The organism is Amycolatopsis sp. NPDC049688 (genome assembly GCF_040674975.1).
GTDB lineage: Bacteria > Actinomycetota > Actinomycetes > Mycobacteriales > Pseudonocardiaceae > Amycolatopsis.
In genome coordinates this window covers 114,071-140,359 of record NZ_JBFANY010000011.1, presented here as the reverse complement: position 1 = coordinate 140,359, position 26,289 = coordinate 114,071, and the positions used below count along the sequence as shown (strand labels likewise).

28 protein-coding genes and 1 pseudogene are annotated in these 26,289 nt (G+C 71.3%); 13 read left to right on the top strand and 16 right to left on the bottom strand.

Annotated features, from left to right (window positions below; all coding sequences use genetic code 11):
• Positions 1-14 precede the first annotated feature (14 nt).
• Positions 15-272, top strand: a complete 258-nt coding sequence (locus tag AB0J55_RS30460; protein ID WP_364255987.1) for a hypothetical protein — start codon at positions 15-17, stop codon at positions 270-272.
• Positions 273-483: 211 nt separating this feature from the next.
• Positions 484-954 carry a MaoC family dehydratase gene (locus AB0J55_RS30455; RefSeq protein ID WP_364255984.1) on the top strand — a complete coding sequence of 157 codons (471 nt, stop codon included), beginning with the start codon at positions 484-486 and terminating at the stop codon, positions 952-954.
• On the opposite strand, the gene AB0J55_RS30450 is transcribed toward AB0J55_RS30455, so the two are convergent.
• Both AB0J55_RS30450 and AB0J55_RS30445 read right to left on the bottom strand, forming a co-directional pair.
• Entirely contained in the window at positions 908-2,128 is a 1,221-nt protein-coding gene (locus AB0J55_RS30450; RefSeq protein WP_364255981.1) for an MFS transporter, read from the bottom strand. The two genes, AB0J55_RS30455 and AB0J55_RS30450, sit on opposite strands and share 47 nt — an antisense overlap.
• A 159-nt stretch (positions 2,129-2,287) precedes the next feature.
• Positions 2,288-2,803 (bottom strand): helix-turn-helix domain-containing protein, encoded by a 516-nt coding sequence (locus AB0J55_RS30445; RefSeq protein ID WP_364255978.1) that lies wholly within the window; start codon positions 2,801-2,803, stop codon positions 2,288-2,290.
• A gap of 80 nt (positions 2,804-2,883) precedes the next feature.
• Between AB0J55_RS30445 and AB0J55_RS30440 the strand changes: the two are divergent.
• Positions 2,884-3,000, top strand: a pseudogene (locus AB0J55_RS30440) (hypothetical protein); the annotation flags it as partial.
• A 149-nt stretch (positions 3,001-3,149) separates the two neighbouring features.
• On the opposite strand, the gene pqqB reads toward AB0J55_RS30440, so the two are convergent.
• The 6 genes from pqqB to AB0J55_RS30410 all read right to left on the bottom strand — a co-directional run bounded on the left by pqqB (position 3,150) and on the right by AB0J55_RS30410 (position 7,572).
• A complete protein-coding gene (gene pqqB / locus AB0J55_RS30435) occupies positions 3,150-3,986 on the bottom strand; it encodes a pyrroloquinoline quinone biosynthesis protein PqqB (protein WP_364255975.1) in 837 nt (278 codons plus the stop codon).
• Positions 3,983-5,047 carry a pyrroloquinoline quinone biosynthesis protein PqqE gene (gene pqqE / locus AB0J55_RS30430; RefSeq protein WP_364255972.1) on the bottom strand — a complete coding sequence of 355 codons (1,065 nt, stop codon included), beginning with the start codon at positions 5,045-5,047 and terminating at the stop codon, positions 3,983-3,985. The genes pqqB and pqqE overlap by 4 nt, the downstream gene beginning before the upstream one ends.
• On the bottom strand, positions 5,038-5,304 hold the full coding sequence (gene pqqD / locus AB0J55_RS30425) for a pyrroloquinoline quinone biosynthesis peptide chaperone PqqD (protein ID WP_364255969.1): 267 nt from the start codon (positions 5,302-5,304) through the stop codon (positions 5,038-5,040). Before pqqD ends, pqqE begins: the two co-directional genes overlap by 10 nt.
• Entirely contained in the window at positions 5,301-5,990 is a 690-nt protein-coding gene (pqqC, locus tag AB0J55_RS30420; protein ID WP_364255966.1) for a pyrroloquinoline-quinone synthase PqqC, read from the bottom strand. The genes pqqD and pqqC overlap by 4 nt, the downstream gene beginning before the upstream one ends.
• A 3-nt stretch (positions 5,991-5,993) precedes the next feature.
• On the bottom strand, positions 5,994-6,080 hold the full coding sequence (gene pqqA, locus AB0J55_RS30415) for a pyrroloquinoline quinone precursor peptide PqqA (protein ID WP_043776987.1): 87 nt from the start codon (positions 6,078-6,080) through the stop codon (positions 5,994-5,996).
• 127 nt (positions 6,081-6,207) lie between these two features.
• On the bottom strand, positions 6,208-7,572 hold the full coding sequence (locus AB0J55_RS30410) for a wax ester/triacylglycerol synthase family O-acyltransferase (RefSeq protein ID WP_364255963.1): 1,365 nt from the start codon (positions 7,570-7,572) through the stop codon (positions 6,208-6,210).
• Between the two features lie 80 nt (positions 7,573-7,652).
• Between AB0J55_RS30410 and AB0J55_RS30405 the strand changes: the two genes are divergently transcribed.
• From AB0J55_RS30405 to AB0J55_RS30370, 8 genes are all read left to right on the top strand, one after another.
• A complete protein-coding gene (locus AB0J55_RS30405; RefSeq protein WP_364255960.1) occupies positions 7,653-8,831 on the top strand; it encodes an FAD-binding oxidoreductase in 1,179 nt (392 codons plus the stop codon).
• 43 nt (positions 8,832-8,874) lie between these two features.
• Complete coding sequence (locus AB0J55_RS30400; protein ID WP_364255957.1) at positions 8,875-10,497, top strand: thiamine pyrophosphate-binding protein; 1,623 nt, start codon at positions 8,875-8,877, stop codon at positions 10,495-10,497.
• A complete protein-coding gene (locus AB0J55_RS30395) occupies positions 10,494-12,527 on the top strand; it encodes a hydantoinase/oxoprolinase family protein (RefSeq protein ID WP_364255954.1) in 2,034 nt (677 codons plus the stop codon). The genes AB0J55_RS30400 and AB0J55_RS30395 overlap by 4 nt, the downstream gene beginning before the upstream one ends.
• Positions 12,524-14,224: a hydantoinase B/oxoprolinase family protein gene (locus tag AB0J55_RS30390; RefSeq protein ID WP_364255951.1), complete on the top strand. Its 1,701-nt coding sequence runs from the start codon at positions 12,524-12,526 to the stop codon at positions 14,222-14,224. The genes AB0J55_RS30395 and AB0J55_RS30390 overlap by 4 nt, the downstream gene beginning before the upstream one ends.
• A gap of 1 nt (position 14,225) precedes the next feature.
• Complete coding sequence (locus AB0J55_RS30385; protein WP_364255948.1) at positions 14,226-15,011, top strand: SDR family oxidoreductase; 786 nt, start codon at positions 14,226-14,228, stop codon at positions 15,009-15,011.
• Between the two features lie 4 nt (positions 15,012-15,015).
• Positions 15,016-15,708 carry a GntR family transcriptional regulator gene (locus AB0J55_RS30380; RefSeq protein WP_364255945.1) on the top strand — a complete coding sequence of 231 codons (693 nt, stop codon included), beginning with the start codon at positions 15,016-15,018 and terminating at the stop codon, positions 15,706-15,708.
• A gap of 23 nt (positions 15,709-15,731) precedes the next feature.
• Positions 15,732-16,922, top strand: a complete 1,191-nt coding sequence (locus AB0J55_RS30375; protein ID WP_364255942.1) for a CoA transferase — start codon at positions 15,732-15,734, stop codon at positions 16,920-16,922.
• Between the two features lie 93 nt (positions 16,923-17,015).
• Positions 17,016-18,284 (top strand): aminotransferase class III-fold pyridoxal phosphate-dependent enzyme, encoded by a 1,269-nt coding sequence (locus AB0J55_RS30370; protein ID WP_364255939.1) that lies wholly within the window; start codon positions 17,016-17,018, stop codon positions 18,282-18,284.
• 58 nt (positions 18,285-18,342) lie between these two features.
• Here the strand turns inward: AB0J55_RS30370 and AB0J55_RS30365 are convergent, their stop codons facing one another.
• From AB0J55_RS30365 to AB0J55_RS30335, 7 genes are all read right to left on the bottom strand, one after another.
• Positions 18,343-18,759 (bottom strand): VOC family protein, encoded by a 417-nt coding sequence (locus AB0J55_RS30365; RefSeq protein ID WP_364256316.1) that lies wholly within the window; start codon positions 18,757-18,759, stop codon positions 18,343-18,345.
• Positions 18,759-18,956: a hypothetical protein gene (locus tag AB0J55_RS30360; protein ID WP_004561810.1), complete on the bottom strand. Its 198-nt coding sequence runs from the start codon at positions 18,954-18,956 to the stop codon at positions 18,759-18,761. Before AB0J55_RS30360 ends, AB0J55_RS30365 begins: the two co-directional genes overlap by 1 nt.
• Positions 18,957-19,089: 133 nt before the next feature.
• On the bottom strand, positions 19,090-19,593 hold the full coding sequence (locus AB0J55_RS30355; RefSeq protein WP_364255936.1) for a GNAT family N-acetyltransferase: 504 nt from the start codon (positions 19,591-19,593) through the stop codon (positions 19,090-19,092).
• A gap of 31 nt (positions 19,594-19,624) precedes the next feature.
• Complete coding sequence (locus AB0J55_RS30350) at positions 19,625-20,410, bottom strand: IclR family transcriptional regulator C-terminal domain-containing protein (RefSeq protein ID WP_364256313.1); 786 nt, start codon at positions 20,408-20,410, stop codon at positions 19,625-19,627.
• 131 nt (positions 20,411-20,541) lie between these two features.
• Positions 20,542-21,237: a family 16 glycoside hydrolase gene (locus tag AB0J55_RS30345; RefSeq protein WP_364255933.1), complete on the bottom strand. Its 696-nt coding sequence runs from the start codon at positions 21,235-21,237 to the stop codon at positions 20,542-20,544.
• A gap of 82 nt (positions 21,238-21,319) precedes the next feature.
• Complete coding sequence (locus AB0J55_RS30340) at positions 21,320-22,777, bottom strand: PH domain-containing protein (RefSeq protein WP_364256310.1); 1,458 nt, start codon at positions 22,775-22,777, stop codon at positions 21,320-21,322.
• A 74-nt stretch (positions 22,778-22,851) separates the two neighbouring features.
• Positions 22,852-23,355, bottom strand: coding sequence for a PH domain-containing protein (locus tag AB0J55_RS30335; protein ID WP_364255930.1), 504 nt, complete (start codon positions 23,353-23,355; stop codon positions 22,852-22,854).
• Positions 23,356-23,530: 175 nt separating this feature from the next.
• On the opposite strand from AB0J55_RS30335, the gene AB0J55_RS30330 reads away from it, so the two are divergent.
• Together AB0J55_RS30330 and AB0J55_RS30325 are read left to right on the top strand one after the other, a co-directional pair.
• Positions 23,531-24,448 (top strand): PAC2 family protein, encoded by a 918-nt coding sequence (locus AB0J55_RS30330; RefSeq protein ID WP_364255927.1) that lies wholly within the window; start codon positions 23,531-23,533, stop codon positions 24,446-24,448.
• Positions 24,448-25,179 (top strand): class I SAM-dependent methyltransferase, encoded by a 732-nt coding sequence (locus AB0J55_RS30325; protein WP_364256307.1) that lies wholly within the window; start codon positions 24,448-24,450, stop codon positions 25,177-25,179. The genes AB0J55_RS30330 and AB0J55_RS30325 overlap by 1 nt, the downstream gene beginning before the upstream one ends.
• An 88-nt stretch (positions 25,180-25,267) precedes the next feature.
• Here AB0J55_RS30325 and AB0J55_RS30320 read toward each other — a convergent pair whose 3' ends face one another.
• The gene (locus AB0J55_RS30320) at positions 25,268-26,254 is read right to left on the bottom strand and encodes an MCE family protein (protein WP_364255924.1); all 987 of its coding nucleotides are present in this window, start codon (positions 26,252-26,254) and stop codon (positions 25,268-25,270) included.
• Positions 26,255-26,289: the final 35 nt, after the last annotated feature.

Here is a 26,289-nt window from a genome sequence, read left to right as displayed (position 1 = left end):
CCAGTGTCGGCCGGGTGAACGCTCAAGGCTGGCAGTACGAACGAGCCATCCCGACGGTCGACGCCACCGGTGAGCCGACGCAGGTGATCGTCGGGTTGATCGAACAGGGCGACCGGCTGGCCGCCGCACTGCGGGTGGACGACGGAAAGGCGGCGCTGGTCCCGCTCGAAACCGGCGGTGAGCTGCTGAAGGTGCTTCGCGAGACGCTGGAGAGCTGGTGGCGTCTCGACGGTCATCTCGACCTGACGCCGGAGCCGCACGCGGGGCGGTGACGCAGTCGGCCGACGCTTGGCGGCGCTCGCCCCACCCGGCGTGCCGGAATGGTTGCAGCCCGAACCACCCGCGGGTCGGCTACTGCGCACCCCGCGCGTGTTACGGCCGGCTCGCCGATGGCCTGGGCCACCGCTGCGATGTCGGGCGGTGCGAGCCTGGCCGCGGAGCAGTGCGCTCCGGGGCGAACTGTTCGTGTGGCACCCTGCGGACGTGACTGATCGCTACTTCGAGGACTACGTCCCGGGTGTCACCCACGACTGCGGGAGCGTCGAGGTGTCCGAGGCCGAGATCCTGGAATTCGCCCGGCGCTACGACCCGCAGGACTTTCACGTCGATGCGGCTGCGGCGGCGGACGGTCCGTTCGGCGGGCTGATCGCCAGCGGCTGGCACACCGCGAGCCTGATGATGCGGCTTTACGCGGAGCACTACCTGTCCGCGGTGTCCAGCCTGGGCAGCCCGGGCGTCGACGAGCTGCGCTGGCCGCGTCCGGTGCGGCCGGGCGTCGTGCTGCGGCTGCGGGCGACCGTGGCCGAGGCTCGGCTCTCCCGCTCGAAGCCCGACCGGGGACTGGTGCGCACGCGCGTCGAGTTCCTCGATGGCGACGACGTCGTGTTCAGCGCGAGCGTGCTGAACCTCATCCGGGTACGCCCTGCCGGACCAGGCCGCGAATCTGCGGGTTGACCAGCACGATCGCCGTCGCGCCGACGATCAGGGCTGCTCCGCCGAGGAGCGTCGCCTGCCGTCCGGCGTGCTCGGCGAGCGGACCCGCGGCGATCTGGCCGAGCGGCATGGCGAGGAACGAGCCGAGCATGTCGTAGGAGTAGACGCGGGCGAGCTTGTCCGGCGGGATGTTCTCCTGCAGGGACACGTCCCAGGCGACGGCGAACTGCTCGATCGCGACACCCGAGAGGAACATCGCGAACAGCAGCGGCAGCAGGTATGGCGTCTCGCCGAGAGCCAGCATCGGCAGAGCGTCGACGAAGATGAAGGCGACGCCGATCGCGAGCGCCCGCCGCGGCTGCCAGCGCGCGGCGACGATCCCGCCGAGCAACGCCCCGGCGGTTTGCGTGGCCAGCGCGAATCCCCAGCCGGTGCGGCCGAACGTGTCGTCGGCGACCAGCGGGCCGACCACCAGCAGCGCGCCGGCGTTCACCGCGTTAACGACGGTGAACTGCAGGACCACGAGCCACACCCAGGACCGGGCGCGGAACTCCCGCCAGCCTTCGGCGAGCTCCCCGAAGGGGTGGCGGCGCCCCGGGAGCCGTTCGCCGCGCGGCAGCCGGATCCGGCGGTACGCCAGCGCGGCGGCGAGGAACAGCAGCGCGTTCCCGCCCAACGCCCAGCCGGAGCCGGCGAAGGCGACCAGGACGCCGGCGAGGCCGGCCCCGGCGATGCGGCCGACGTTCGACAGCAGCCGGACCAGCGCATTCGCCGGGGCGAGCAGCGCGCCGGGCACGGTCAACGGTGTCAGCGAGGCGGCCGCGGGAAGGGAGATGGCCGAGACGGCGCCGTTGACCAGGCTGAGCCCGGCCAGCAGCGGAACGGACGCGAATCCCCCGAGGACACTCGCGGCGATGACGGCCTGCGTGAGTGCGGCCGCGGTTTCGGTGCCCTGCAGGATGACCGACCGCGGCAGCCGGTCGGCCAGCATCCCGCCGAACAGCACGAGCAGCACGTTGGCGAGCGACCGAGCCCCGACGACGAGTCCGAGATCCACGGCCGACCCGGTGAGGTCGACGACGGCGAAGGCGAGCGCGAACGGGGCGACGGCGTTGCCGAAGTCGGCTAACGTCCGGCCGGTGACCAGGGCGCGGAACCGTGCTTCCCGCAGTGGCGCGATCAGTGGCGTGGTCATGGGAGCGGCTCCGGTGGGCTCAGGCGGGTTCGGGGGCGGAAACTGGTTGAGACGTCGGGACGTGAGGGGCGCGGCAAGGAGCAGCAGTCTCGAGGCGTGCGCCGGAACGGTCGGCGCCCGGCGAGATTCGGTGCGCTCGGGGGAGCCGGAGCGGCGCGCTCATCGGCTGGTCTCGGCTGTCAGCTCGAACAGCGCCACGCTCGCGCTGACCCGTACCGTCCCCGGCGTTCTCGGTGGCTGCGCCGCTGCGTGCAGTTCCACGCTCAGCGCCGTCGCCTGCTGCAGCATTCGCGCCCAGAGCTGCGGGTCCACCCACAACTCCGCGTCCGTCAGGGACGCCGGCCGGTCTGCGGCTCGTTCCGCTGCGCGGCGGAGGAGTTCCGCCGCGATCGCCTTCGTCAGCAGCTGCTCCTCGCCCGGCTTGCGGCTCGTCAGGCGCCGGCCGGAGTCCGGGTGGTGGCGGTAGCGCTTGGCCCGGCCGCCGCGGATGCGGACCTCCTCGGCCACCTCCAGCAGACCCGCGTCGTGCAGGCGGCGGATGTGGTAGCTCGTGTTCGCCTGCGTCTCACCGAGTTCGCGCGCCGCCTCGGCTGCGCTCATCGCCGTGCCCGTCAGCAGGGACAGGATGCGCATGCGGAGCGGGTGGGCCAGGACCCGGAGGTGGTCGTGGGGCATACGCCGGAGTCTGCCACGACTGTCAAAGAGTTATTTGGGGGTTTCGTGGGCCGGAAAGATCGCGGTATTGGTCTAAGTCTGTGCTGTGCTGGAACCTGGCAGCTCGGCGGCGACTGGGCACCCTCGACGAGGACACCGCCATCGCGGCCATCCATCACGCCCGCGACCTCGGCGTGAACTTCTTCGACACTGCGCCGGCCCATGGCCGCGGTCGGTCCGAGGTGCTGCTTGGGCGCGCCGGCGCGGCGTCGAGACCGGCCCGCTGCCCTACGCCCTGCTCGGCCGAAATCGACCGGATCACCGCCGATGCCGTCCAGATTGCCGGGGCTGTGCCGGAGGGCATTGCCTACAGCACGTACGTCGTGCCGTCCGGGGGCAGCAGGGCGCCTGCGGCCAGTACGGCGGCGTGCTCGGCCGATGCCGGGTCGAGTACGGGGTTCGTGTTGTTAACGTGCGTTAATGCCCAGCGCGGTCCCGGACGTGCGGTGATGCGCGGCAGGATCGCGGTGATCGGCAGGTGCCCCATTGCGAGCTGGTCCGGGCCGCCGACGCCGGCCATCTCGTTCGGCGCATAGAATGTTCCGTCCAGGAGCACGAGATCCGCCCCGGACACCAGCGCGTCGAACCCGGGAGGCCAGCTCTGCAGGCAGGGCGCGTATACGAGCACGCCGCCGGTTGCCGGGTCTTCGATCCGGTAGGCCACCACCCACGGGCCTTCCGGGCCGGCCGGGGCGTACTTCGGCCGCTTGTTGCTCACCGGCAGCACGTCGACGCGCAGGCCGGGGAGGTTAACCGCGGATAACCACGTCCAGCCGCCGTAGCCGTCGACGATGCTGCGGAAGGGCGACAGTGCGGACAGCGCCGCTTCCGGCGCCCACACCGGGAGCCCGCCTGCTTCGCGCAGCATCAGCAGCCCCAGGGCGTGATCGAGCTCGGCATCGGTGAGCAGCACTCCACGCAGCGGAATTTCGCGCGGCCCCGGCCCGGCGCGCAACTCCGGCGTCCCGAGGATCTGGGACCGGATGTCCGGCGAGCAGTTGAGCAGGTACCAGCCGGCACCGTCCGCGCTGATCGCGACGCAGTCCTGCGAGCGCGGCACCAGCCCGGACGTGCAGAGGCGGCACGCGCAGTTCCACTGCGGACATCCGCCGCCGGCCGCGGTGCCGAGCAGGATCACCTTCACCGGCGCATGACCAGGTCGGCGACCGCCGGCTGGGCGAGCACCAGGTCGACGACCCCGCGTTGCGGCGACCGCGAGCACACCGGGTCGGTGGCCGCGGCGTCGCCGGTCAGCAGGAACGCCTGGCAGCGGCAGCCGCCGAAATCCTGCCCGCGGCGGTCGCACGAGCGGCACGGCTCCGACATCCATTCCTCGCCGCGGTAGGCGGTGAACGACGACGAGCGGTACCAGATGTCGGCGAGGGGCGTGTCGCGCACGTTGGAAAGGGAAAGCGTCGAGATCGCCGACGCCGCCGGGCACGGCAGCACGGTTCCGTCCGGCGCCACGGTCAGCTGCCGCGCACCCCAGCCGTACATGCACGGCTTCGGGTACGGCTCGTAGTAGTCGGCGACGACGTAGACGATCTCCATCGTGCCGCGCAGGCGCGCGACAGCCGCGCGCACCACGGGCTCGGCCGCGTCGAGTTGCGCGCGCGTCGGCATCAGTGCCGACCGGTTGCGCAACGCCCAGCCGTAGTACTGGGTGTTCGCCAGCTCCAGGCGGTCCGCGCCCATCCGCTCGGCCAGGTCGATGATCCCGGCCAGCTGGTCGTGGTTGCGGCGGTGCAGCACCACGTTCAGCGAGAGCGGCAGCCCCGAGGCCTTCACCAACGCTGCCACAGCGAGCTTCCGGTCGTGGGCCTTCGCGCCGGCCAGCAGGTCGGCGCGCTCCCGGGTCGCGCCCTGCGCCGACAGCTGGACGTGGGCGAGCCCGCGCTCGACGAGGTCGTCCAGCCGGTCCGCTGTCAGGCCGAGCCCGGACGTGACCAGGTTGACGTAGCAGCCGAGCGAGCTCGCGTGCGCGACCAGCTCGGGCAGGTCCGGCCGCAGCAGGGGCTCGCCGCCGGACATGTGCACCTGCAGCACGCCCAGCTCGCGGGCCTGGGAAAGCACCGACAGCCAGTCCGCAGTGGACAGTTCGGCGGCCCGGGCGGTCAGCTCGACCGGGTTGGAGCAATAAGGACAGTGCAGCGGGCAGCGGTGGGTCAGCTCGGCGAGCAGGCCGAGCGGCGGCGTCACGTCCATGCGACGACCCGCCGTTCGCCCAGCCGGGATAGTACGGAAAGGACGTCCTGCGCGAGCACGCCGGAGTAGCGCTGGGAAAGCGCCGTCGTGATGTCGGTGACGGACCGAGCGCCGTCGCACAGTTCGAGCACTGCGGCCGCGGTCGCGTTCGGCACCAGGACGCCTTCGGGGAACAGCAGAACGTGCGTCTCCCGGACGTGGTCGAAGGACAATCGGACACCGCGGCGCAGCTGCGGAACCGAGTCGGCGGTGATCACGCGGCCGCCCGCTCGATCGCGTCGAGCATCGACCACAGCACGTCGCACTTGAACGACAACGCGGCGATCGCGCGGTCCTGCTGTTCGCGCGTGACGCAGTGGCGGACCACGATGTCGAGGGTGTCCTTGCCTTCGCCGGCGACCTTGTCGATCCGGTTCGTGAAGTACGCCAGGTCTTCGCGCGCGATCCAGGAGTAGTGCGCGAGCATGTCCGCGACGCGCCGCTGCATCAGGTGCCCGGCGAACATTTCGGTCAGTCCTGATGCGACAGCTTCCCACCAGGGCTTGGTGCGTGCGAAGGTCACGTAAGCGTCCACCGCGAACCGGACGCCGGGGACGACGTGCCGTTCGTCGAGGACTTCGTCCCGGTCCAGGCCGACCGCGGTGCAGAGCCGCAGCCAGCGTTCGATCCCGCCGGTTCCGGCGCCGGCGCCGTCGTGGTAGACGATCCGGTCGAGCCACTGACGGCGGATCTCCGGCAGCGGGCAGTTGCTGATGATCGCCGCGTCCTTCTGCGGCAGCACGCACTGGTAGTACCAGCGGTTGGCCGCCCAGATCCGCAGCCCGCGTTCGTCGAGTTCGCCCGCGTGCAGCCGGTGGTGGAACGGGTGCGTTCCCCAGTACCGGCCGGAAAGACCGCGCAGCTCGGCGATGAATGCGCTTTCCGAAAGTGGCTCGACCGGCATCTTTCAGTCCGCCATACGGGCCGCGTACGCGGTGACCTCCATCGGGGTTTCGTACTCGACGAAGTCCGGGGTCGTCCACTCTTCGGTCATGGCCTGCTCCTCTCGCCGGGGGTGATCGTCGCCACCCTAGGAGCGGGGAGAGCCGCCTGAACAGCATTTTCGGCCCGCTTTCGGAAAGTTTCCTTCCGATGGGGGAGTCGGCGTGCCGGTGAGCGGGCTACCTTACTGCAGCTTCGAGTTCCACCAAGGCTGTGTCGAGGTGTGTCAGGATCCGCTGCAGGTGCGGGACGCTGCGGCGGCAGCCGGTGACGCCGAAGTCGAGGTGGTCGCCGTTGCTCGTCAGCGTGATGTTCACGGCCTGGCCGTCGAGGAGCACCGACGCAGGGTAGATGCCGTCGAGCTGGGCGCCGTTCCAGTACATCTGCTTGCGCGGGCCGGGCACGTTCGAGATCACCAGGTTGAACGGCGGCCGCGTGTTCTTCACGACGCCCGGGATCGGCGAAACGCCGAGCTGTGCCACGTTGACCGCCGATAACAGCAGCGTCTGCAGCGGTGTCAGCTCCGAGAACAGCCGCTTGCCGTTGCGCATCGACTGGTGGATCGTGACGAGCCGCTTGCCCGCGTCCGGCAGGTCGGTGGCCAGGTTGCACAGCAGTGCGCCGATGTTGTTGCCCGCCGCTTCGCCGGGGTCGTTCTGGCGGCGCAATGACACCGGCACCATCGCGATGAGCGGTGCGTCCGGCAGGGCGCGTTGTTCGATGAGGTAGTCGCGCAGCGCGCCGGAGCACATCGCGAGCACGACGTCGTTGCGCGACACCCCGGCCGCGGTCGCCACCTGGCGGACCCGGTCCAGCGACCACTTCTGCGCCGCGAACCGCCGTGCGCCGCCGATCGGCACGTTGAACATCGTCCGCGGCGCCTGTCCCGGCAGGGTTAACGTGTGTTCACCGAACGCCTCGCGCGCGACCTTCATCGCCGCGGGCGCCAGGCTCGCGAGCTGGCTGGCCGTCTTGCTCGCGGTCTGCAGGAACGAACGGGGACGCTTCGCGCGTTCTTCGCCGGGCTTGCGCCGGGAGCCCCACCACGGCGGGCAGTCCATGTCCGCGGGGTCGTCGGAGAGCGTGCCCTGCAGCTGGCGCAGGGCCGAGACGCCGTCCATCAGAGCGTGGTGGACCTTGGTGTACACGGCGAAGCGGCCGTCGTCGAGGCCCTCGATGAGGTGGGTCTCCCAGAGCGGCCGGTGCCGGTCGAGCAGGGTGCTGTGCCAGCGTGACGTCAGTTCCAGCAGTTCGCGAACGCGACCCGGCCGCGGCAGCGCCGAATGCCGGAAGTGGTAGTCGAGCTCGAGGTCGGTGTCGTTCGCCCAGGCCACGTGGCCCATCGTGTTCACCGGGCGGGCCGGGCGCCGCCGGAACACCGAACGCATGTTGTCCGATTCCAGCAGCGAAGTACGGATGTCGCGCAGGTACTCCGGGCCGGCGCCGTCGGGTTTCCGGAACAGCTGCAGGCCGCCCACGTGCATCGGATGCTCGCGCGTTTCGACGAGGAGGAACATCGAATCGGTCACGGGCATCATCGCCATGGGACATCACCTTCCGCGCTCGGCACGCCGACTCTACGCGCTCGGCGGCCGCGGGTGGATCACGTTCTACTCTGGCGAGTATGACCGTCCGCGGCGCCGGGGAAACGTCGTTGCCACCGATGGCCGAATGCGTCGTGATCGGTGGTGGCGTCATCGGCGTCAGCTGCGCGTTCCGGCTCGCCGAAGCCGGCGTCGACGTGCTGCTGCTCGAACGCGGCGAGCTGGGCGGCGGCTCCACGGCGAAGGCCGCGGGCGGCATCCGGTCGTCGTTCACCACGCGCGTCAACGTCGAGCTGGGGCTGCGCGGGCTCGCCGCGTACAGCGCTTTCTCGCGCGACTTCGGCGTCGAGATCGACTTCCGGCGCGACGGCTACCTGTACCTGCTGACCGACCCGGCGGACGTTCCCGCAATCGGACATTGCGCGGAGCTGCAGCGTGAGTACGGCGTCCGCAGTCACCTCCTCGATCCCGCGGAGGCGAAGCAGGCTCTACCACTGATAGAGACGGACGGCGTCGTCGCGGCGCTGTGGTCGCCGGACGACGCGAAGGCGACGCCGGACGCTGTCGTCCAGGGCTACGCGCGTGCGGCGCGCGCTTGCGGCGCGGTGCTGCGCACCGGCGTCGAGGTCACCGGGATCGAGCGCGACGGCGACACACTGACCGGCGTCGTCACGACGGCGGGGTTCGTCCGGACCGGCGCTGTGGTGTGCGCCGCGGGTGCGTGGTCCGGACGGATCGGCGAACTCGCCGGCCTCGATCTCCCGGTGCGGCCCTACCGGCGGCAGGTCGTGTTCACCGGGCCGGTGCCCGGGCTGCCGGAATCGGTTCCGCTGACCATCGAGCTGCCGTCGGCGTTCTACTTCCACCGTGAGGGACCGGGCCTGGCGATGTCGTTCAGCGAGGACGACGGCTTCCCCGGTTTCGGCACCGGGTACGAGCCGGGCGAGTGGCTGCCGCGCCTGGCCGAGCTGGCCGCCCGCCGGATTCCCGCCGTGCTCGACGCGGGGGTCCGCACCGCCTGGGCCGGGTTGTACGAAATGACGCCGGACCGCAACGAGATCCTCGGGCGAAGCGTCCTGCTGTCGCGGTTCTTCTACGCGACCGGTTTCTCGGGGCACGGCTTCCAGATGGCGCCGGCCGCCGGAGAACTGATCCGGGACCTCTACCTGGAGCGCGAGCCGGCGGTGGACATCACCGAGCTGGACGTCCGGCGGTTCGAGAGCGCCGATACCGCACCGGTGGAGCACCACATCGTCTAGGGCCGATTGCCAGATCGTTCAACGATCTGGCAGTATCCGCGCCGTGGCTGTGAGTGGTGCTCGGGAGCTGGTGGACGCGCTGGAAGCGCTCGGAACGGAGATCGTGTTCGGCCTTCCGGGGGTGCACAACCTGCCACTCTGGGAAGCGCTCGGTGAAACCCGCATCAAGCTCGTCGGCGTCCGCCACGAACAGACCGCCGGGTACGCCGCCGACGGCTACGCCCGCGCCACCGGCAAGCTCGGCGTCGCGCTGGTCACCACCGGCCCGGGCGCGGCGAACACCCTCGGCGCGGTCGGCGAGGCCATGGCGTCCGCGGCCCCGGTGCTGGTCATCGCCACCGACATCCCGTCGGCACTGCGGCGTCCCGGCGTCGTCCGCGGCGTGCTGCACGAGACCTCCGACCAGCAGGCGATGTTCGCGCCGGTGACCAAGGGCGGCTTCACCGTGCGCGCGCCCGATCAGATCGGCACGACCGTCCACCGCGCCGCCCGGCTCGCGCAGCTGCCGCAGAGCGGCCCGGTCTACCTCGGCGTGCCGACCGACTACCTGCGCGAGAGCGTGCCGCACCGCCGCCCGCCCGCGCCGCACCGCAAGCCCGACGTCGACGTCCCGGACCTCGCGCGGGCCGAGACGATGCTCTCCGACGCGCGGCACCCGCTGATCTGGGCCGGCGGTGGCGCGCTGCGCTCGGGCGCAGGCGACGCCATCGGCGCGCTCGCGGAGAAGCTCGCCGCGCCGGTGATCACCACGTTCGCCGCCCGCGGGCTGCTCCCGCTCGACCACCCGTGCCTGGCGCCGAACCCGGTGCACACGCCGGAGGTCGGGGAACTCTGGGATGAAGCCGACGTCGTGCTCGCCATCGGCACCGACTTCGACGGCCTGATGACGCAGAACTGGCGGATGCCGAAGCCTCCGGCGCTCATCGCGGTCAACGTCGACGCCGACGACGCCGCCAAGAACTACCAGCCGGACCTGACGCTCGTCGGCGACGCGCGCTCTATCGTCGATAGATTGCTGCCGAAGCAGCGTCCCGGCCTCGACGACATCACGCTCCGGCTGGCCGGCATCGGCCGGCGGGTGCGCCAGCGGATCCGGGACGAGGAGCCGCAGGCCTACGACTTTCTGTCCACTTTGGACGAGGTGTTGCCGACGGACGCGGTGCTGGTGTCCGACATGTGCGTCGCCGGGTACTGGGTCGGCGGCTTCCACCGGGTGCGGGCGCCGCGCAAGCTCGCCTACCCGATGGGCTGGGGGACGCTCGGCTACGGCTTCCCGGCGTCGCTCGGCGCGGCCGCGGCTGGCACCGGGCGAGCGATCTGCATCACCGGAGACGGCGGATTCCTCTACGGCTGCGGCGACCTGGCGACGCTGGCGCAGGAGCAGCTGCCGGTCACGGTCATCCTCGTCGACGACGGCGGCTACGGGATGCTGCGCTACGACCAGGACCGCGAGGGCCTGCCGCACCGCGGGGTCGACTGGGACAGCCCGGACTTCGTCGGCCTGGCCCGGTCCTTCGGGGTGCACGCCGACCGCGTCTCCGGGTTCGGGCGGGCGTTCCGGCGGCTGCTCGGCGAGTTCGTCGAGTCGGACGAGCCGAACGTGCTGGTCGTCAAGGCCAAGCTCAAGCCGCCGTTGAACACCTCGCCGCGGTGGTACCGGACATGAGGATCGGCGTCGACATCGGCGGGACGTTCACCGATCTCTGCGCGGTGGACGAGACCGGCATCGTCGCCGTCGGCAAGGTGCTGACCACGCACGACGCGCCGGCTCTAGCGGTGATAGAGGGACTGGCCGCGCTGCTGGCGGACGCCGGGATCGCGGCTTCCGACGTGACGCAGGTGGTCCACGGAACGACCCTGGTGACGAACGCGCTGATCGAGCGCACCGGCTCGCGGACCGCGCTGCTGGCCACCGCGGGCTTCCGCGACGTCCTGGAGATGCGCCGCGAACACCGGTACGAGCTGTACGACCTGCACCTCGAACTGCCCGCGCCACTGGTGCCGCGGCACCTGCGGTTCGACGTCCCAGGGCGGATCTTCGCCGACGGATCCGTGCACACTGCGCTTGACGAGCAGTACGTGCGAAAGCTCGGCCGCGAGCTGGCGGACCGCGGGATCGAAGCGGTCGCTGTGTGCTTCCTGCACTCCTTCACGAATCCCGCGCACGAGCGGCGCGTTGCGGAGATACTCGCCGAGGTTGCGCCCGGGATGCGCGTCGCGCTGTCTTCGGACGTCGTTCCGGAGATCCGGGAGTACGAGCGCGCGTCGACCACGTCAGCGAACGTTTACGTCCAGGACCTCACCGAGCGCTACCTGCGCGATCTCGAACACCGATTGAGTGGACTCGGGATCACGCGGGCGCCGCACATCATGCTGTCGAACGGCGGTGTGGCCACCGTCGAGACCGCGGCCCGGTACCCCATCCGCATCCTCGAGTCCGGCCCGGCGGGCGGGGCGCTGGCGGCCGCGGTGCTGGGCCCGCCGGACCTGCTGGCCTTCGACATGGGCGGCACTACGGCGAAGCTGTGCCTGATCTCGGAGGGCGCGCCGCTGGTCACGCACCAGTTCGAGGTGGACCGCAAGTACCGGCTGCTGCCCGGCTCGGGCTTGCCGGTGCAGGTGCCGGTCATCGACCTGATCGAGATCGGCGTCGGGGGCGGATCGATCGCCCGCATCGACGCGTTGGGGCTGCTGACCGTCGGGCCGGACTCGGCGGGGTCCGAGCCCGGCCCCGCCTGCTACGGCCGGGGCGGCACCGAGCCGACGGTCACCGACGCCGACCTCGTGCTCGGCTACCTCGACCCGGGGTACTTCCTCGGCGGCGGCATGCGCCTGGACGCCGAGGCTTCCCGATCAGTGCTAGAGGAGAGGATCGCCACCCCGCTCGGCGTGAGTATCGAAGAAGCTGCCTGGGGGATCCACACCAGCGTCAACGAGGACATGGCCAACGCCGCCCGCGTGCACGCCGTCGAGCGCGGGCACGATCCGGCGAAGCTGCCGATGTACACCTTCGGCGGTGCGGGTCCGGTGCATGGCGCAGGCGTCGCGCGGGCACTCGGTGCACCGTCCGTCGTCGCGCCGCCGGCCGCCGGTGTGCTCAGCGCCGCGGGATTCCTCACCGCGCCGCTGGCGTTCGACTTCGTCCGCTCGGCGCGCGCGGCCGTGCACGATCTGGAGTGGGAACAGGTCGACGCGCTGTTCTCCGACATGGAAGCCGAAGGCGCCGCGCTGCTCGCCAAGTCCGGGGTGGACGAGGTGACGCACCGGCGGATCGCCGAGATGCGCTACACCGGGCAGGGATACGAGATCCGCGTTCCGGTCCGCGGCGGCGACTGGCCTCTATCACTGATAGAGGAATTCACCCACACCTACCGCGCTCTGTACCGGCGCACCGGGCCGGACGTCGGCATCGAGGTGCTGAACTGGCGCGTCGTGTCGAGCGGGCCCGCGCCCGACGTCGCTCTGCGACCGACTGCGCAGACGGCAGGCGGCAGCGCGCAGAAGGGTGTGCGCAAGGCCTACTTCCCCTCGGCAGGTGGATTTGTCGACACGGCCGTGTTCGACCGGTACCGGCTGGCGGCGGGCACGCGGGTCGACGGACCGGCCATCGTGGAGGAACGCGAGTCCACCGTGGTCGTCCCGCCCGGCGCGCACTGCGTCGTCCGGGCCGACGGAGCCCTGGAGGTGACGGTGTGAGCGTCGACCCCCTCCTCGCCGGGCTGTTCGGCAACCGGCTGCACTCCATCCTCGCCGAGCAGCAGAACGCGCTGGTCAACACGGCTTTCTCCGCCGTCGTGCGGGAGTCGCTCGACCTGGCGTGCGCGGTGTTCGACTCCCGCGGCGAGATGATCGGCCAGTCCGTCGGCGGCACGCCCGGGCACATCAACGCGATGGCCACCGGCATGCACCACTTCGTCGCGGCCTACCCGCCGGAGACCCTCGAACCCGGGGACGTGCTGCTCACCAACGACCCGTGGCAGACCGCCGGGCAGATCAACGACATCACGGTGGCGACGCCGGTGTTCCGGCGCGGCCGGCTGGTCGCGTGGTTCGCGTCGTGCTGCCACGCGCCCGACATCGGCGGCCGGCTCGTCTCCGCCGAAGCCCACGAAGTCTTCGAAGAAGGCCTGCGGCTGCCGATTCTGAAGTTCCTGCGCGCCGGTGAGGTCAACGCCGACCTGGAACGGCTGATCCGGGCGAACGTCCGGACGCCGGAAGAGACCATCGGCGACCTGTACGCGCAGGTCACCGGCAACGAGGTTGGCGCGGCGAGCCTGCTGCGGCTGCTGGACGAACTCGGCCTCGAGACGCTGGACGACGTCGCCGCCGAGATCATGGATCGCTCGGAGCAGGCTCTGCGGGACGCGCTGCGAGCGCTTCCCGATGGGACATACACCAACGAAGTCGTCACCGACGGCTTCGACGACGAAGAGATCGTGTTGCGCGTCGCGGCCACTGTGGACGGTGATGGGATCCACCTCGACTTCGCGGGCTCGTCGCCGCAGAGCCGTCGCGGGATCAACGTCGTGCTGAACTACACGCGGGCGTACGCGTCCTTCGCGGTCAAGGCGGCGATCTCGCCGGAGGTGCCGCACAACGCCGGGTCGTTCCGGCCGGTGCGTGTCACCGCGCCCGAAGGCTCGGTGCTGAACTGCCTGCCGCCGGCGCCGGTCGCGTCGCGGCACCTGATCGGGCACTTCCTGCCGTCGCTGCTGATCGGCGCGCTGCCCGGCACGGCGATCGCGCCGAGCGCCGACGCGCTGTGGATGACCATCTGGCGCGGCCCCGGGTTCATGCTGAACGTCTTCCAGACCGGCGGCACGGGTGCGCGCCGGGGCAAGGACGGCCTCAGCACCACGGGGTTCCCGAGCGGCCTGCGGTCGACGCCGACCGAGGTGATCGAAACGACGGCGCCGCTGGTCCAGTACTCGCGGGAGCTGCGCGCCGACTCCGGCGGTCCCGGACGGTGGCGCGGCGGTCTCGGCCAGGTGACGACGATGGGTGGGCGCGGAGAACTCCCCTGGAGCGTCAACGGGAACGTCGACCGCGTGCGCGCCGCGGCGTCCGGAGTGGACGGTGGATACCCGGGCGCGATCGGCCGCTTCGGCTTGCACGGCGGCGCGGATCTGCCCGCGAAGAGCCGGGTGACGCTGGCCGCGGAGTCCGTTGTGGACGTCACGCTGCCGGGCGGCGGCGGTTACGGGCCGCCGTTCGAACGGCCGGTGGCGGCGGTGCTCGCCGACGTCGTCGAGGGTTACGTCTCGCGAGAAGCAGCGCGTGAGGTGTACGGCGTCGAGGTGGTGTACCTGGGGCAGCCGGACGCGCTCGTCCGGCTGCCCGAAGACTACACAGTGGACGAAGAGCAGACGGCACGATTGAGAGCGGGGAAGTGACATGGGTCGGTTGGCCGGCAAGGTGGCGATCGTCTTCGGCGGCGCGCGGGGAATCGGCCTCGCCACGGTGAAGGAGTTCGTCGCCGAAGGGGCGACGGTCTTCGCTTCCGACATCCGGGAGCCCGCGGCAGCGGTCGACGGCTACCGGCATTCCATAGTGGACGCCACGGACGAAGCTGCCGTGGCGGCGTTCGTCGACGGCGTCATCGCCGAAGCGGGCCGCATCGACGTGCTGTTCAACAACGTCGGCATCCACCTCGGGAAACCGCTCGCCGACACGACGCTGGCCGAGTTCGACCACATCTTCGCCCTCAACGTCCGCGCCGCGTTCCTCGGCACCCGCGCCGTGCTGCCGCACATGATCGAGCAGAAGGCGGGCAGCATCATCACGACGTCGTCCAACGGCGGCGTGATGGGCCGTCCCGGTGACCCGGTGTACAACGCCACCAAACACGCGCTGGTCGGGCTGACGAAATCCATCGCCGTCGCGCACGCGCACCAGGGCATCCGGGCCAACACGGTGAACCCCGGCGCGATCGACACCGACATGCTGCGCAGCACCCTCAACTCGCCGGAGGAGTTCGAGACCAAGCAGCACCAGCTGGTCGCGAGCACGCCCGCGGCGCGCGTCGGCGAGGCGTGGGAGGTCGCGAAGGCGGTGGTGTTCCTGGCGAGCGACGAGTCGCGGTTCGTCAACGGCGTCGTGCTGCCGATCGACGGCGCGAAGGCCGCGGGCGCGATGCCGGGCAACCGCTACAGCCTCGATTTCGAGCTCGGCGTCAGGTAGCGCCGTGACCGTCGATGCCTCGGGGCTGGAGGGCGCGCGGCACCTGCTCGAGCGCAGCGGCACGGCCGAGCGGGTCGCGGCGATCCTGCGCCAGCACATCACCGACGGCGTCTTCGCGCCCGGTGAACGGCTGTCCGAGCCGGTGATCAGCGCGGCGCTCGGGGTCTCGCGCAACACGCTGCGCGAGTCGTTCCAGCTGCTCGCCCACGAACGGCTGGCCGTGCACGAGCTCAACCGGGGCGTGTTCGTGCGCGAGCTGACCACGGACGACATCGCGGACCTCTACGTCGTGCGCCGCGCCACCGAGTGCGGCGCGCTGCGTCGCGCCGCGGAGCTGCAGAGTGTCGATCTATCAGTGATAGAGAACGCGCTCCGCGACGGCCGGGCGGCAGCGGACGCCGAGGACTGGCCGGCGGTGGGCACCGCCAGCATCCACTTCCACCAGGCCCTCGCGGACCTGGCCGGCAGCGAGCGCCTCTCCGCGACGATGCGCCAGGTGCTCGCCGAAACGCGGTTGTTCTTCGTGCTCAACGAGAACACGCGGGAGTTCTACGAACCGTTTCTCGGGTGCCACGACGAGATCCTGCGCGACCTGCGCCGCGGCCGGTTCGACGCCGCGGAGGCCGCCCTGGACCGCTACCTGCGCGACGCCGAAGCCCGGCTGCTCGAGCTCAGCGCCGGGGGAACGGCGCCGTGACCACGCCCGACGAGGAGCCGACGATGCCCGCTGTCCCCGACGGATTCCGCCCGCTGGACGGGATCAAGGTCGTCGACCTCTCCCGCATCCTCGCCGGCCCGTACTGCACGCAGTACCTGGGCGAGATGGGCGCCGACGTGGTGAAGGTGGAGCCGCCGGGGCACGGCGACGACACCCGCGGCTGGGGGCCGCCGTTCGTCGGCGACGAGGCCGTCTACTACCTGGCCGCCAACCGGAACAAGCGCGGGATCGTGCTCGACCTCAAGAGCGACCGCGGGCGGGACGCGCTGCGGCGGCTGGTCACCGGCGCCGACGTGCTCGTCGAGAACTTCCGGCCCGGGACGCTCGAGAAGTGGGGCATCGGGTACGCCGAACTGGCGGAGTTGAACCCGCGGCTGATCCACGTGTCCATCACCGGCTTCGGGCAGACCGGCCCGTACCGCGACCGCGCGGGGTACGACCTGGTCGCCCAGGCCCTCGGCGGCGTGATGTCGCTGACCGGCGAACCGGACGGCGCGCCGGCGAAGGTCGGGCTGCCGGTGGCGGACCTGAACGCCGGGACGTGGGCGATCATCGGGGTGCTGATGGCGCTGCAGGCCCGGCACACCACCGGTCGCGGCCAGTACCTCGACGTGTCCCTTCTGGACAGTCAGCTGGCCTGGCACGTCTACGCCGCCGGCGCGACCTTCTACGACACACCGCGGCCGCGCCGGATGGGGTCGGCGCACCCGAGCATCGTCCCGTACCAGGGCTACCACGTCGCCGACGGCTGGCTGGTCATCGCGGTCGGCAGCGAAAAGCTGTGGCACGCGTTCTGCGGCGTGCTCGGCCTGGACATCGCCGCCGACCCGCGGTTCGCGTCGAACGCCCTTCGCGCCGCACACCGCGACGAGCTGAACGCCCTGCTCGAGCCGGTGCTGCTGACCCGCACGGCGGCAGAGTGGATGAAGTCGTTCGACGCGGCGGGCATCCCGGCGGCCCCGGTCAACGAGGTCGACGACGTCTACGCGGACCCGTGGGCGGCCGCGCGCGAACAGGTGGTGCGGCTGCCGCACCCGACGGTCGGGACGTACGTGGGCACGGGCTTCCCGGTGAAGGCGTCGGACACCCCGCCGCGGCCGACGTCGGCGCCCCCGACACTGGGCCAGCACACCGCGGAAGTCCTCGCGGAGCTGGGATACACGGCGGAGGAGATCAGCGAGTTCCTGGACTGACCGGCCAGTCCGGCGCGGCGAACTGTGCACGATGGAGTGTTCGCGCCCGGCGCCGCGCCCTGGTAGGGATGGGGGCAGGACTGAGGAGGACCGATGTCAGCACAGCACGCCCTGTGGCACCCGTTCGCCGACATGGGTGCGGTCGACGGCGACCGGATGGTGATCACCCGCGGCGAGGGCTCGTACGTCTGGGACGACGCGGGCCGCCGGTACTTCGACGCGACCGCGTCGCTCTGGTACGCGAACTTCGGCCACGGCCGCCCGGAGATCACCGAAGCCGTCGCCAAGCAGCTGCAGACGCTCGACTCGTACAACCTGTTCGGCTACAACGCGAACCAGCCGGCGATCGAGCTGGCGGACCGCGTCGCCGCGCTGGCCCCGGAACCGGGGTCGAAGGTGTTCTTCGGCTCGGGCGGCGGCGACGTGATCGACACGGCGGTGAAGCTCGCGCGGGCGTACTTCGCGCACACTGGGCGGCCGGAGAAGGTGCACGTGATCGGCCGGGCCCAGGGCTACCACGGCACGCACGGGTTCGGCACGGCCGTCGGCGGCATCCCGGCCAATGCGGCGAACGTCGGCCCGCAGCCGCCGGACTTTTCGCACGTCCCGTACGACAGCGCGGCGGCGCTGGAGGCGGAGATCGAGCGCGTCGGCGCGGCGCGTGTCGCGGCGTTCTTCTGCGAGCCGGTGATCGGCGCGGGCGGCGTGCTGCTGCCGCCGGAGGGGTACCTCGAGGAGGTGGCGGCGATCTGCCGCCGGCACGAGGTGCTGTTCGTCGCGGACTGCGTGATCGCGGCGTGGGGGCGCCTCGGCACGTGGTTCGGCATCGACCGCTGGCCGGTGCAGCCGGACATGATCACGACGGCGAAGGGCATCACGGGCGGCACGATCCCGCTGGGTGCGCTGGTCGTGGCGCCGCGGGTCGCGGAGCCGTTCTTCACGGGCAAGCCGGGAGCGCCGATTTTCCGCCACGGCGCCACCTACGCGGGCCACCCGGTGGCGTGCGCGGCAGGCTTGGCGACCTTGGACATCTACGAGCGCGACGGCCTGATCCCCCGCGGCCGCGAGCTGGAGAAACCCCTGGCCGACGCGGTGTCGGGGGTCAGCGGGCACGAGCTCGTGAAGGAGGTCCGGGCGGGCCTGGGCTTCCTGGCGGCGGTGGAGCTGACGGCGGAGGTCGTCGACGCGGACCCGGGAGCACCGGTGAAGCTGCAGCGAGCCTGCCGGGACGAGGGCGTGATCGTGCGGAACCTGGGCCGGGGTGTGGCGGTGTCCCCGCCGCTGGTGGCGGCCGAGCCCGAACTGGACCTGCTGGCGGCGGCCCTGCCGAAGGCATTGGACCGCCTGGCGGCGCAGGTCTGACGTCGGTGAAGGGGCTCTTTCCCGCCGCCCAAGGCGGGAAAGAGCCCCCTTCACGAACTCAAGAAATACAGAACTCGTTCCCCTCGGGGTCCGCCATGGTCACCCAGCTGTGCGGCCCCTGCCGTCCCCGCCACAGGTACGTCGCCCCGCGCGACTTCAGCTTCTCCATCGTCGCCTCGACGTTCTCCGCGCCGACCCACACGTCCAGGTGCACCCGGTTCTTGACCGTCTTCGCCTCCGGAACCTCCTGGAAGAGGATCCGCCGCGGCGGCCCCTCCGGCGGCGAGTCCGGGTGACGGATCCCCGCACCCGTCTTCCACACCAGGGCCCCGCGGTAAGTCCGGGTCTCCTCTTCCTTCGCGTACCCCTTCGCGATCATCTCGCGGATGAAGTCCTCGTCCGTCGGTTCCACGGACCAGCCGAGCGTCTCGGCCCACCAGCCGGCGAGCACGTGCGGGTCGGCCGAATCCACCACTACCTGGAAGTCATGCGCCATACCGGCACGTTAACGACCGAGTCCGACATTTTCCGCAGCATCGGGTCCTCGGGCACGACCGTGAAGCGCCACTTGTCCACGCCGCCGCCCATGATTTCGGCGTACCGGCGGGCGCCGTCGGCGTTGGCGAACCGGACCTGCTGGCCGTTCGTCAGGTGGGTGATCTTGACCGCCACAACAACCTCCCGAAGTCTGTGGGCCGGCCCGCGGAGCTTCCCCCTCCGGGACCGGCAGGCACAGTAGAACACATGTTCGACCACCCGCGCCACTCTCTCCCCCAAGTAGGGGAGCGGCGGGTAAAAGCGCAGGTCAGAGCGGTCGGATCATCGCGACGCGCGGCCAGGCGTCCAGGCCGCGCGCCGCCTCGGCACGGCGGATCGAACGCAGGCCGGGGCCGATTTCCGGCTCCGGGACGACCCGGAATCGCAGCCTCTCGTAGTACGGCGCGTTCCACGGCACCTCCGTGAACGTCGTCAGCGTCAACGCCGTCAGACCCCGCGAAGCAGCCCACTCGGCGAGCGTCTCGATCAGGGCGTGGCCGAGCCCGCGCCGCGCGTGGGACGGCCGGACCGAGACCTGCTCGATGTGCGCGCACCCGTCGACGACCTCCGCGACCAGGTAGGCGACCGGCCGGTCGCCCGCGTCGACGCTCACCCACGCGCGGCCGGCGGACTGGTACACCGCCAGCTCCGCCACCGAGCCGGGGTCGTCGTCGGCGATCGCGGCCATGCCGACGTCGCGGAACAGCTCTCCCGCTTCGCGTTCGACGTCGATCAACGCGGGCAGGTCGTCGGGACGCGCAAGCCGGATCACCCGGGCAGTTGTACGCGCCTGCGCCGGATTCTCACAGCGAATAAGACGAGATCGCCCGCTGGATGCGGATCGCGTACTCCTGCAGGGCGGTGATCGCCGTGTGCCGGGCCTCGTCGGTGATCCGGGCGGCCGGGCCGGCCAGGCTCAGCACCGTCGGCCGCCTGCCGATCGTCTGCACCGGCACCGAACACGCCCAGACGCCTTCGTCGAGTTCGCCGGAGCTGACCGCGAACCGGTTCTCCAGCGCCCGCTTCAGCTCGTCGCGCACTCCCGGGCCGCGCTGCTCGACGATCGACGCCCACCGCCGGTCGCGTTCGATCTCCGGCAGCAGCGCGAGCAGCATCTTGCCGGACGCGCCGACGCCGAGCGGCAGCGAATGCCCCGGCTCGAACGTGAACCGCATGGCGCGGTCGCACTCGACGCGGTCCGCGCACACGGCGGAGTCGCCGAACTGCTGGAACAGCATCACCGTCTCGCCGAGTTCCCGCGCCGCCTCCTCCATCGCCGGACGGGCCAGCCGCACCATGTCGTTCGCCAGCTGCGCGGCCCGCGCCAGCGGCATCACCTGGCTGGTGAGGTGGTAGTGCCCGGCCCGGCCCTCCTCGAGCAGCTGGAGCTCCTTGAGCAGGGCCACGTAGCGGTAGGTCGTGGCCACCGGGCTGCCGATGGTCGCCGCGAGTTCCGCGACGCTCGCCTCCCACCGCCGCTCCGAAAAGGCCAGCAGCAGCTGGAGGACCTTGCGGGAACTGCTGGCACCGGGCGTGCGGCGCGGGGAAGTGGTGGCGGAACCGTCGACGCTACTGACGGCAGGCGTCATCATGACCTCTCGGTGAGACAAAAACGTCCTTCGCTATCACACGCGGTGAATAAATTAGCACGTAGTGTGAAACGAAGGCCAGGTATTACCGGCGGCGGTGCCGCGAAAGGCCCGCCGCCGGCTCACCCGCGTCACATCGTGAGAAATTCGCCCGGTTTCGTCACCACCGGTGACTCGACGTAGAGCCCGCGGTACTCGTCCTGGATCCCGGAGTTGTGCACCTGCAGCGCCAGCGGGCCCACCCGCCCGGCGGTCTTGTCGGTGAACCGCAGCACCTCGGTGCCCTTGCAGGTGATCGCCGTGCCGGTGAGCGGGCAGCACGCCATCCGCGCCACGCCGGTGGCCGCGTCGCCGATCAGCTCGCACTGCGCCCACTTTTTGATGTCGATGGTCGTGTGCGGCAGCTGCTGGAACAGTTTCCCGCCGCCGTCGTTGTGCCCCGGCCGGTAGTCCCAGTGCCCGCCGTTCGGCGGCTGGAACTGGATGGCGCTCAGCGCGTCGCGGATCGGATCGGTGGTGCCCCAGATCAGCACGGTGGGTTTGTGGTTGCCCTTGACCTGCCGGACATTGAATATCCACCGGAACGTGCCGACCTGCTGTTTGTTGTAGTACAACCAGCCGCGTGCGGTGCCGTTGCCGTGGATGACGCCGTTTTTCGCCGACCACAGGCCGGTTTTCGACGACGTCCACGCACTCAGGTCCGTGCCGTCGAACATCGGAACCAGATTCGGGTCGCCGTAGGGGTTTTCCGCGGCGGCGGCGGTCGGGGCGAAGGCCGAAGCCACGACGATCCCCGCGGCGAGCACGCCGAAGAGCTTGCGAAACATTCTGCCGTCCTCTCGTGAACGCGAACTGCGGTCGAGGGTTTCGGACGGCGGAATTCACGTTAGGAGCGACGCGGGTGAACCGTCAACCGCGGTCCCGGTCACCGGTGAGGAACGGCGTCAGCAGGCCGGGGACGGCCCGGTCGGCGAGCGCCAGCCCGTCGGCCTCGCCGACGTCGAGCACCCGGTACTTGCCCTTGCCCGCGGCGACCGGCGCGACCAGCGTGACCAGCCCGGCCCGGCGCTGGAAGTACGAGCGCTCGACGACGATCCCGGTCAGCCCGTCGCAGCGGACCGCCGCCGTGCCGCGGTCCAGCGAACCCGACCGCGTCACCAGGTAGCGGCCGGCGAGCGCGTGCCCGAGACCGCGGTAGCGGTCCCAGCCGACGAGTGCGGCGACGGGCACCAGCACGAGCGCGACCTGCCACGGCCAGTCCGGCAGGGCGCCGAGCCACGCCAGGCCGTAGAGGGCCGCGGCGAGCAGCAGCACGCCGAAGACGGCCCGCGAGAGCCGCCGGTACAGCGCCCGCCGCGGGTGCCGCACCAGCGGCGTCGCGGCCGGGTCCGTGCCGAGCACCTGCGCTACGACTTCGTGCGCGCGTGCCACCGGCGCCGGCGGCAACAGCAGGCCGCCGCCCTTGTCCGCGCCCTTGCCTTCGCGCAGCCCGCCGGCGATGGCGACGCAGCGCGCGCCGCCGGCCAGCCGCAGCGGCAGCGGCTCCCGGATTTCGGCGCCGCGCAGGCGGTCCTCCTCGATGGACACCGACCGCGTGGTGATCAGCCCGCGCCGGACGTGCAGGGTGCCTGCCGGTTCGCGGGTGAGCCGGAAGTTCCAGAACGAAAGCACGTACCCGCCGATCGACAGCAGCGAGACGAGCACCAGCAGACCGGCGGCGGCGAGCACCAGGCTCAGCCACGCCGGCGTCTCGGCGAAGTGCCCGACGACCGCCTGGACCAGCGAAAACTGGATCGGGTCGAAGTGCAGCTCGTGCGCGAAGTGGTAGACGGTGCCGACGGCTGCGCCGACCACGGCCAGCCCCGACAGCGTGAACGGCGCGTACCGCAGCCACCGCTTGTCGACCGCGGCGATCAGCTGCTCGGGCGGCGCGGCGGCCTCCGTCGCCACGACTTCCTTCCGGTGCAGCAGGAGCGTCCGCAGCCGCTGGGCCTCGGCGATGGTGACGGCGTCGAGGACGAGCTCGTCCTTGCCCGGCCCCTTCCCGTGCGAGTGCCGTCCGGTGCCGATCCGCGCCGCGGCCAGCGAGAACAGCCGGTGCTTCGGCTCGGAGGTGACGTCGACCGTGCGGATCCGGTCGCGCGGGATCGCGCGCTGCTTGCGCAGCAGGAGCCCGGTGTGCCACTCGACCTGCGACCCGGTGATCCGGTAGCGCGAGGTCAGCACGTGCGAGACACCGGTGAACACGGCGATCGCGGTGAACACGAGGCCGATCCACTGCCACGGTTCGCCGTGGCCGAACAGCAGCGCGCCCAGCAGCACCGGGAGGGACTTCGCCAGGTCCAGCACCGGCCGGATGAGCAGCATGCGCCGGTCGAGGTGGTGCCACGGCGCGTCCTGCGTGCCCTCGGCCGGCGGGGTCACGACCGTTTCCGTGCTGCTCACGTCGCGTCCCCTCGCACCGCCTGGGTCGTCTTCGTCAGCTCGTCGGCCAGCGCGAGCGCGCGATCGTGCGCCAGGCCCGCGATGCGCAGCGGGCCCGCCGCGGACGCCGTCGTCACGGTGATCTTCGCCAGCCCGAACAGCTGCTCGAAGGGGTCGCGCTCGATGTCGACGGTCTGGATCCGCGAGACCGGCGCGATCCGCCACTCCTGCTTCAGCCAGCCGGACTGCGTGTAGACGGCCTCGCCGGTGACCTCCCAGCGGTGCACGCGGTAGCGCCACTGCGGCATCACGATCAGGTGCAGCGGGCAGAGCACGCAGGAAAGCACCAGCGTCACCGTCAGGAACGACGGCGTGTCGTCGCTGGTCACCGCGATGAGCGTCTGCACGCCGATCAGGATGATCCACAGGATCGAGGCGGTGACCGTCCAGTAGCCGATGGCCCGGCGGCTGACCCGGTGCGCCGGCGGCCGCAGCCGCAACGCCGTGGTGTGTTCGCTCACGCCTCAAGCGTGCCCGATCGGGGCCTTGCGCGCCCACGACACTTGTCACGATGACGATCCGAACCGGCTTCGAACGCGTGCCGTTACGATCGGCGACACCGTCGGCGGAATGGAATCCCACTCGGGGTGTGTTGTGCTTGACGGACAGCCATGTGAAGAGCAGCAGGAGGACCCGGTGGGACTCGATCCCGACGACCTGTACGAGGTGGACTCGGACGTGCCCGACCTGAGCGGGGCGGTGCTGCTGCACCACTTCGAAGGGTTCATGGACGCCGGCTCGGCGGGCCGTCTGCTGGCCGAGCACCTGCTCGGCGGGGAGCACCGGGTGATCGCCCGCTTCGACGTCGACCGGCTCATCGACTACCGCTCGCGGCGGCCGACGATGACCTACGCGGTCGACCACTGGGAGGACTACGACGCGCCCGAGCTGGTGGTGCACCTGCTGCACGACACCGACGGCACGCCGTTCCTGATGCTGTCCGGCCCGGAGCCGGACCACGACTGGGAGCGGTTCTGCGCGGCGGTCCGGAACCTCGCCGAGCGCTGGGGCGTCCGGCTGACCGCCGGCTTCCACGGCATCCCGATGGGGGCGCCGCACACGCGCCCGCTCGGTGTCACCGCGCACGCCACCCGCAAGGACCTGATCGGCGACAACCAGCCGCTGCCGAACCGGCTGCAGGTGCCGGGCAGCCTCGCCGCGCTGCTGGAGTACCGGCTCGGCGAGTGGGGCCACGACGCCATGGGCTTCGCCGCGCACGTGCCGCACTACCTCGCGCAGTCGACGTACCCGGCCGCGTCGCTGATCGTCCTCGACGCGCTGAGCCGCGCGACCGGCCTGAGCCTGGCCGAGGGGGAGCTGCGCGCGGCCGCGGAGCTGGCCGACGCCGAGATCAACCGGCAGGTCGCCGAGTCCGACGAAATCGCCGACGTCGTGCGCGCTCTGGAGCGCCAGTACGACACGTTCATCGAGGCGTCCGAGCGGGGCAGCCTGCTCGCGGAGTCCGTCGAGCACATGCCGACGGCCGAGGAGCTCGGCTCGCAGTTCGAGCGCTTCCTCGCCGAGCAGAACGGCGGCGACGGTCCCGAACGGTGATAGAGCGCTACGACGAGATCGGCGTCGGCTACGCCCTCGGGCGGCGGACTGATCCGCGCTGGCTCGCGCCGGTGCTCGATGCGCTCGGCGACGCTGCCTCCGTGCTCGACGTCGGGTCCGGGACGGGCTCGTACGAGCCGCCCGGTCGCCGGGTCGTCGCGGTCGAGCCGTCGGCGGAGATGATCCGGCAGCGTCCGCGCGGTGCGGCACCGGTCGTGCGCGCGGTTGCGGAGGCGCTGCCGTTCTCTCTATCGGTGTTCGAGGCCGCCCTCGCGGTGCTGACCGTGCACCACTGGGGTGACTGGCGCCGCGGTCTCGACGAGCTGCGCCGCGTGTCTCGCCGCCAGGTCGTGCTGGCCTACGACACGGAGTTGCACAACGACTTCTGGTTCGTGCGCGAGTACGTGCCGGAGATCGCCGCGCTGGAACGGTCCCGTCCGTCGGCGCCGGAGATCGCGGAGTACCTCGGTGCTTCTTCGGTGCGCGTGCTGCCGGTGCCGTGGGACTTCACCGACGGCGTCTTCCCGGCGTACTGGCGGCGCCCGGAGGCCTACCTCGATCCGGCGGTGCGCCGGTCGTGCTCGGCGCTCGCGCAGACGTCGCCGACCGCGGTGGACCGCGGCATCGCGCGGCTGCGGGCGGACCTGGAATCCGGCCGCTGGCACGCCGATCACGCCGGGCTGATGGACCTGCCGGAATGGGACGCGGGGTTCCGGCTCATCGTCGCCTGAACCGCCCTCCCGGGGTGGACGAGACGGTACCGTTCCGTCGCAACGCCGCGGCGAACGAAGAGACAGGCGACGGCGCCGATCGCGGAACCTAGCCGTAACAGCCCTCCTCGTTGAGCGGTCCGAACGAAGGCAGGAGCAGCCCGCACAGGTAGCCGTCGATGAACCGGCCGCTCCCGGCGATGTTCGTGCCCAGCCGGACCAGCGGTGCCAGGCCGCGGATGCCGGCGGCGAGCGCGTCCTGGTTGCGCTGCAGCATCGACGTCAGCCGGTCGAGCTGGGTGAGCACCGGGCCGATCTGCGCTTCGTTTTCGGCGATCAGGCCGGACAGTTCGGTGGCGAGCTGCCGCGAGCCGTCGAGCAGCTTGCTGATCGCGGTCTCGCGGCTGCTCACCTCGCCGAGCAACTGGTTCCCGTCGTCCAGCAGCCGTCGCACGGCGGTGTCGCGGTTAACGAGCGTTTGCGAAACGACGCGGGTGTTGCTGAGGAGCGTGGCCAGCTGGCTGTCGCGGGACGCGAGAGAGTCCGACAGCCGCGACAGCCCGGTGAGCGCGGCGCGGACACTCTGCGGCGTGTTCGCCAGCGTCGCCGACAGCGTGTCGAAGCTCTTCGTCAGCTGCGCGGTGTCGATGTGGTCCACAGTGGACGAAAGACGGCCGAACGCGGCCAGGATGTCGTAGGGCACGGTGGTCCGGGACCGCGGGATCGGCGTGCCCGGGTCGAGCGTGTCCGCGCCCTGCGGGTCGAGGGCGAGGTACTGCTGGCCCAGCACGGTCTTCAGCCGGATCGCCGCGGTCGTCGCGTCGCCCAGCCAGGCACCCTTGACCCGGAACGAAACGAGCACGTGGCCGCCGCGCAGCTGCACGTCGGACACGTGGCCGACCTCGACGCCAGCGATGCGGACGTCGTTGCCCTCGGCGAGCCCGGCCGCTTCGCTGAATTCCGCCGAATACGTCGTGCCGTCCCCTATCACTGGTAGGGACCGCGCGTTGAGCGCGGTCACCACGCCCAGAGTGAGCACGGCCAGCCCCGCGAGCGCCGTCCTGACCGGGGTATCGGCGGCCCGACGTGGTGACATGGCGTCGAGGGTGACGCCGGTCGCGCCGGGCCGCC

Coding starts and splice junctions, on each gene's coding strand:
- AB0J55_RS30395 (WP_364255954.1), top strand. CDS start 10,494: ATGAGGATCGGCGTCGACATCGGCGGGACGTTCACCGATCTCTGCGCG.
- pqqA (WP_043776987.1), bottom strand. CDS start 6,080: ATGACCGAAGAGTGGACGACCCCGGACTTCGTCGAGTACGAAACCCCG.
- AB0J55_RS30320 (WP_364255924.1), bottom strand. CDS start 26,254: ATGTCACCACGTCGGGCCGCCGATACCCCGGTCAGGACGGCGCTCGCG.
- AB0J55_RS30375 (WP_364255942.1), top strand. CDS start 15,732: ATGCCCGCTGTCCCCGACGGATTCCGCCCGCTGGACGGGATCAAGGTC.
- AB0J55_RS30385 (WP_364255948.1), top strand. CDS start 14,226: ATGGGTCGGTTGGCCGGCAAGGTGGCGATCGTCTTCGGCGGCGCGCGG.
- AB0J55_RS30350 (WP_364256313.1), bottom strand. CDS start 20,410: ATGACGCCTGCCGTCAGTAGCGTCGACGGTTCCGCCACCACTTCCCCG.
- AB0J55_RS30345 (WP_364255933.1), bottom strand. CDS start 21,237: ATGTTTCGCAAGCTCTTCGGCGTGCTCGCCGCGGGGATCGTCGTGGCT.
- AB0J55_RS30445 (WP_364255978.1), bottom strand. CDS start 2,803: ATGCCCCACGACCACCTCCGGGTCCTGGCCCACCCGCTCCGCATGCGC.
- AB0J55_RS30340 (WP_364256310.1), bottom strand. CDS start 22,777: ATGCTGCTCATCCGGCCGGTGCTGGACCTGGCGAAGTCCCTCCCGGTG.
- AB0J55_RS30405 (WP_364255960.1), top strand. CDS start 7,653: ATGACCGTCCGCGGCGCCGGGGAAACGTCGTTGCCACCGATGGCCGAA.
- AB0J55_RS30370 (WP_364255939.1), top strand. CDS start 17,016: ATGTCAGCACAGCACGCCCTGTGGCACCCGTTCGCCGACATGGGTGCG.
- AB0J55_RS30450 (WP_364255981.1), bottom strand. CDS start 2,128: ATGACCACGCCACTGATCGCGCCACTGCGGGAAGCACGGTTCCGCGCC.
- pqqC (WP_364255966.1), bottom strand. CDS start 5,990: ATGCCGGTCGAGCCACTTTCGGAAAGCGCATTCATCGCCGAGCTGCGC.
- AB0J55_RS30410 (WP_364255963.1), bottom strand. CDS start 7,572: ATGGCGATGATGCCCGTGACCGATTCGATGTTCCTCCTCGTCGAAACG.
- pqqE (WP_364255972.1), bottom strand. CDS start 5,047: ATGGACGTGACGCCGCCGCTCGGCCTGCTCGCCGAGCTGACCCACCGC.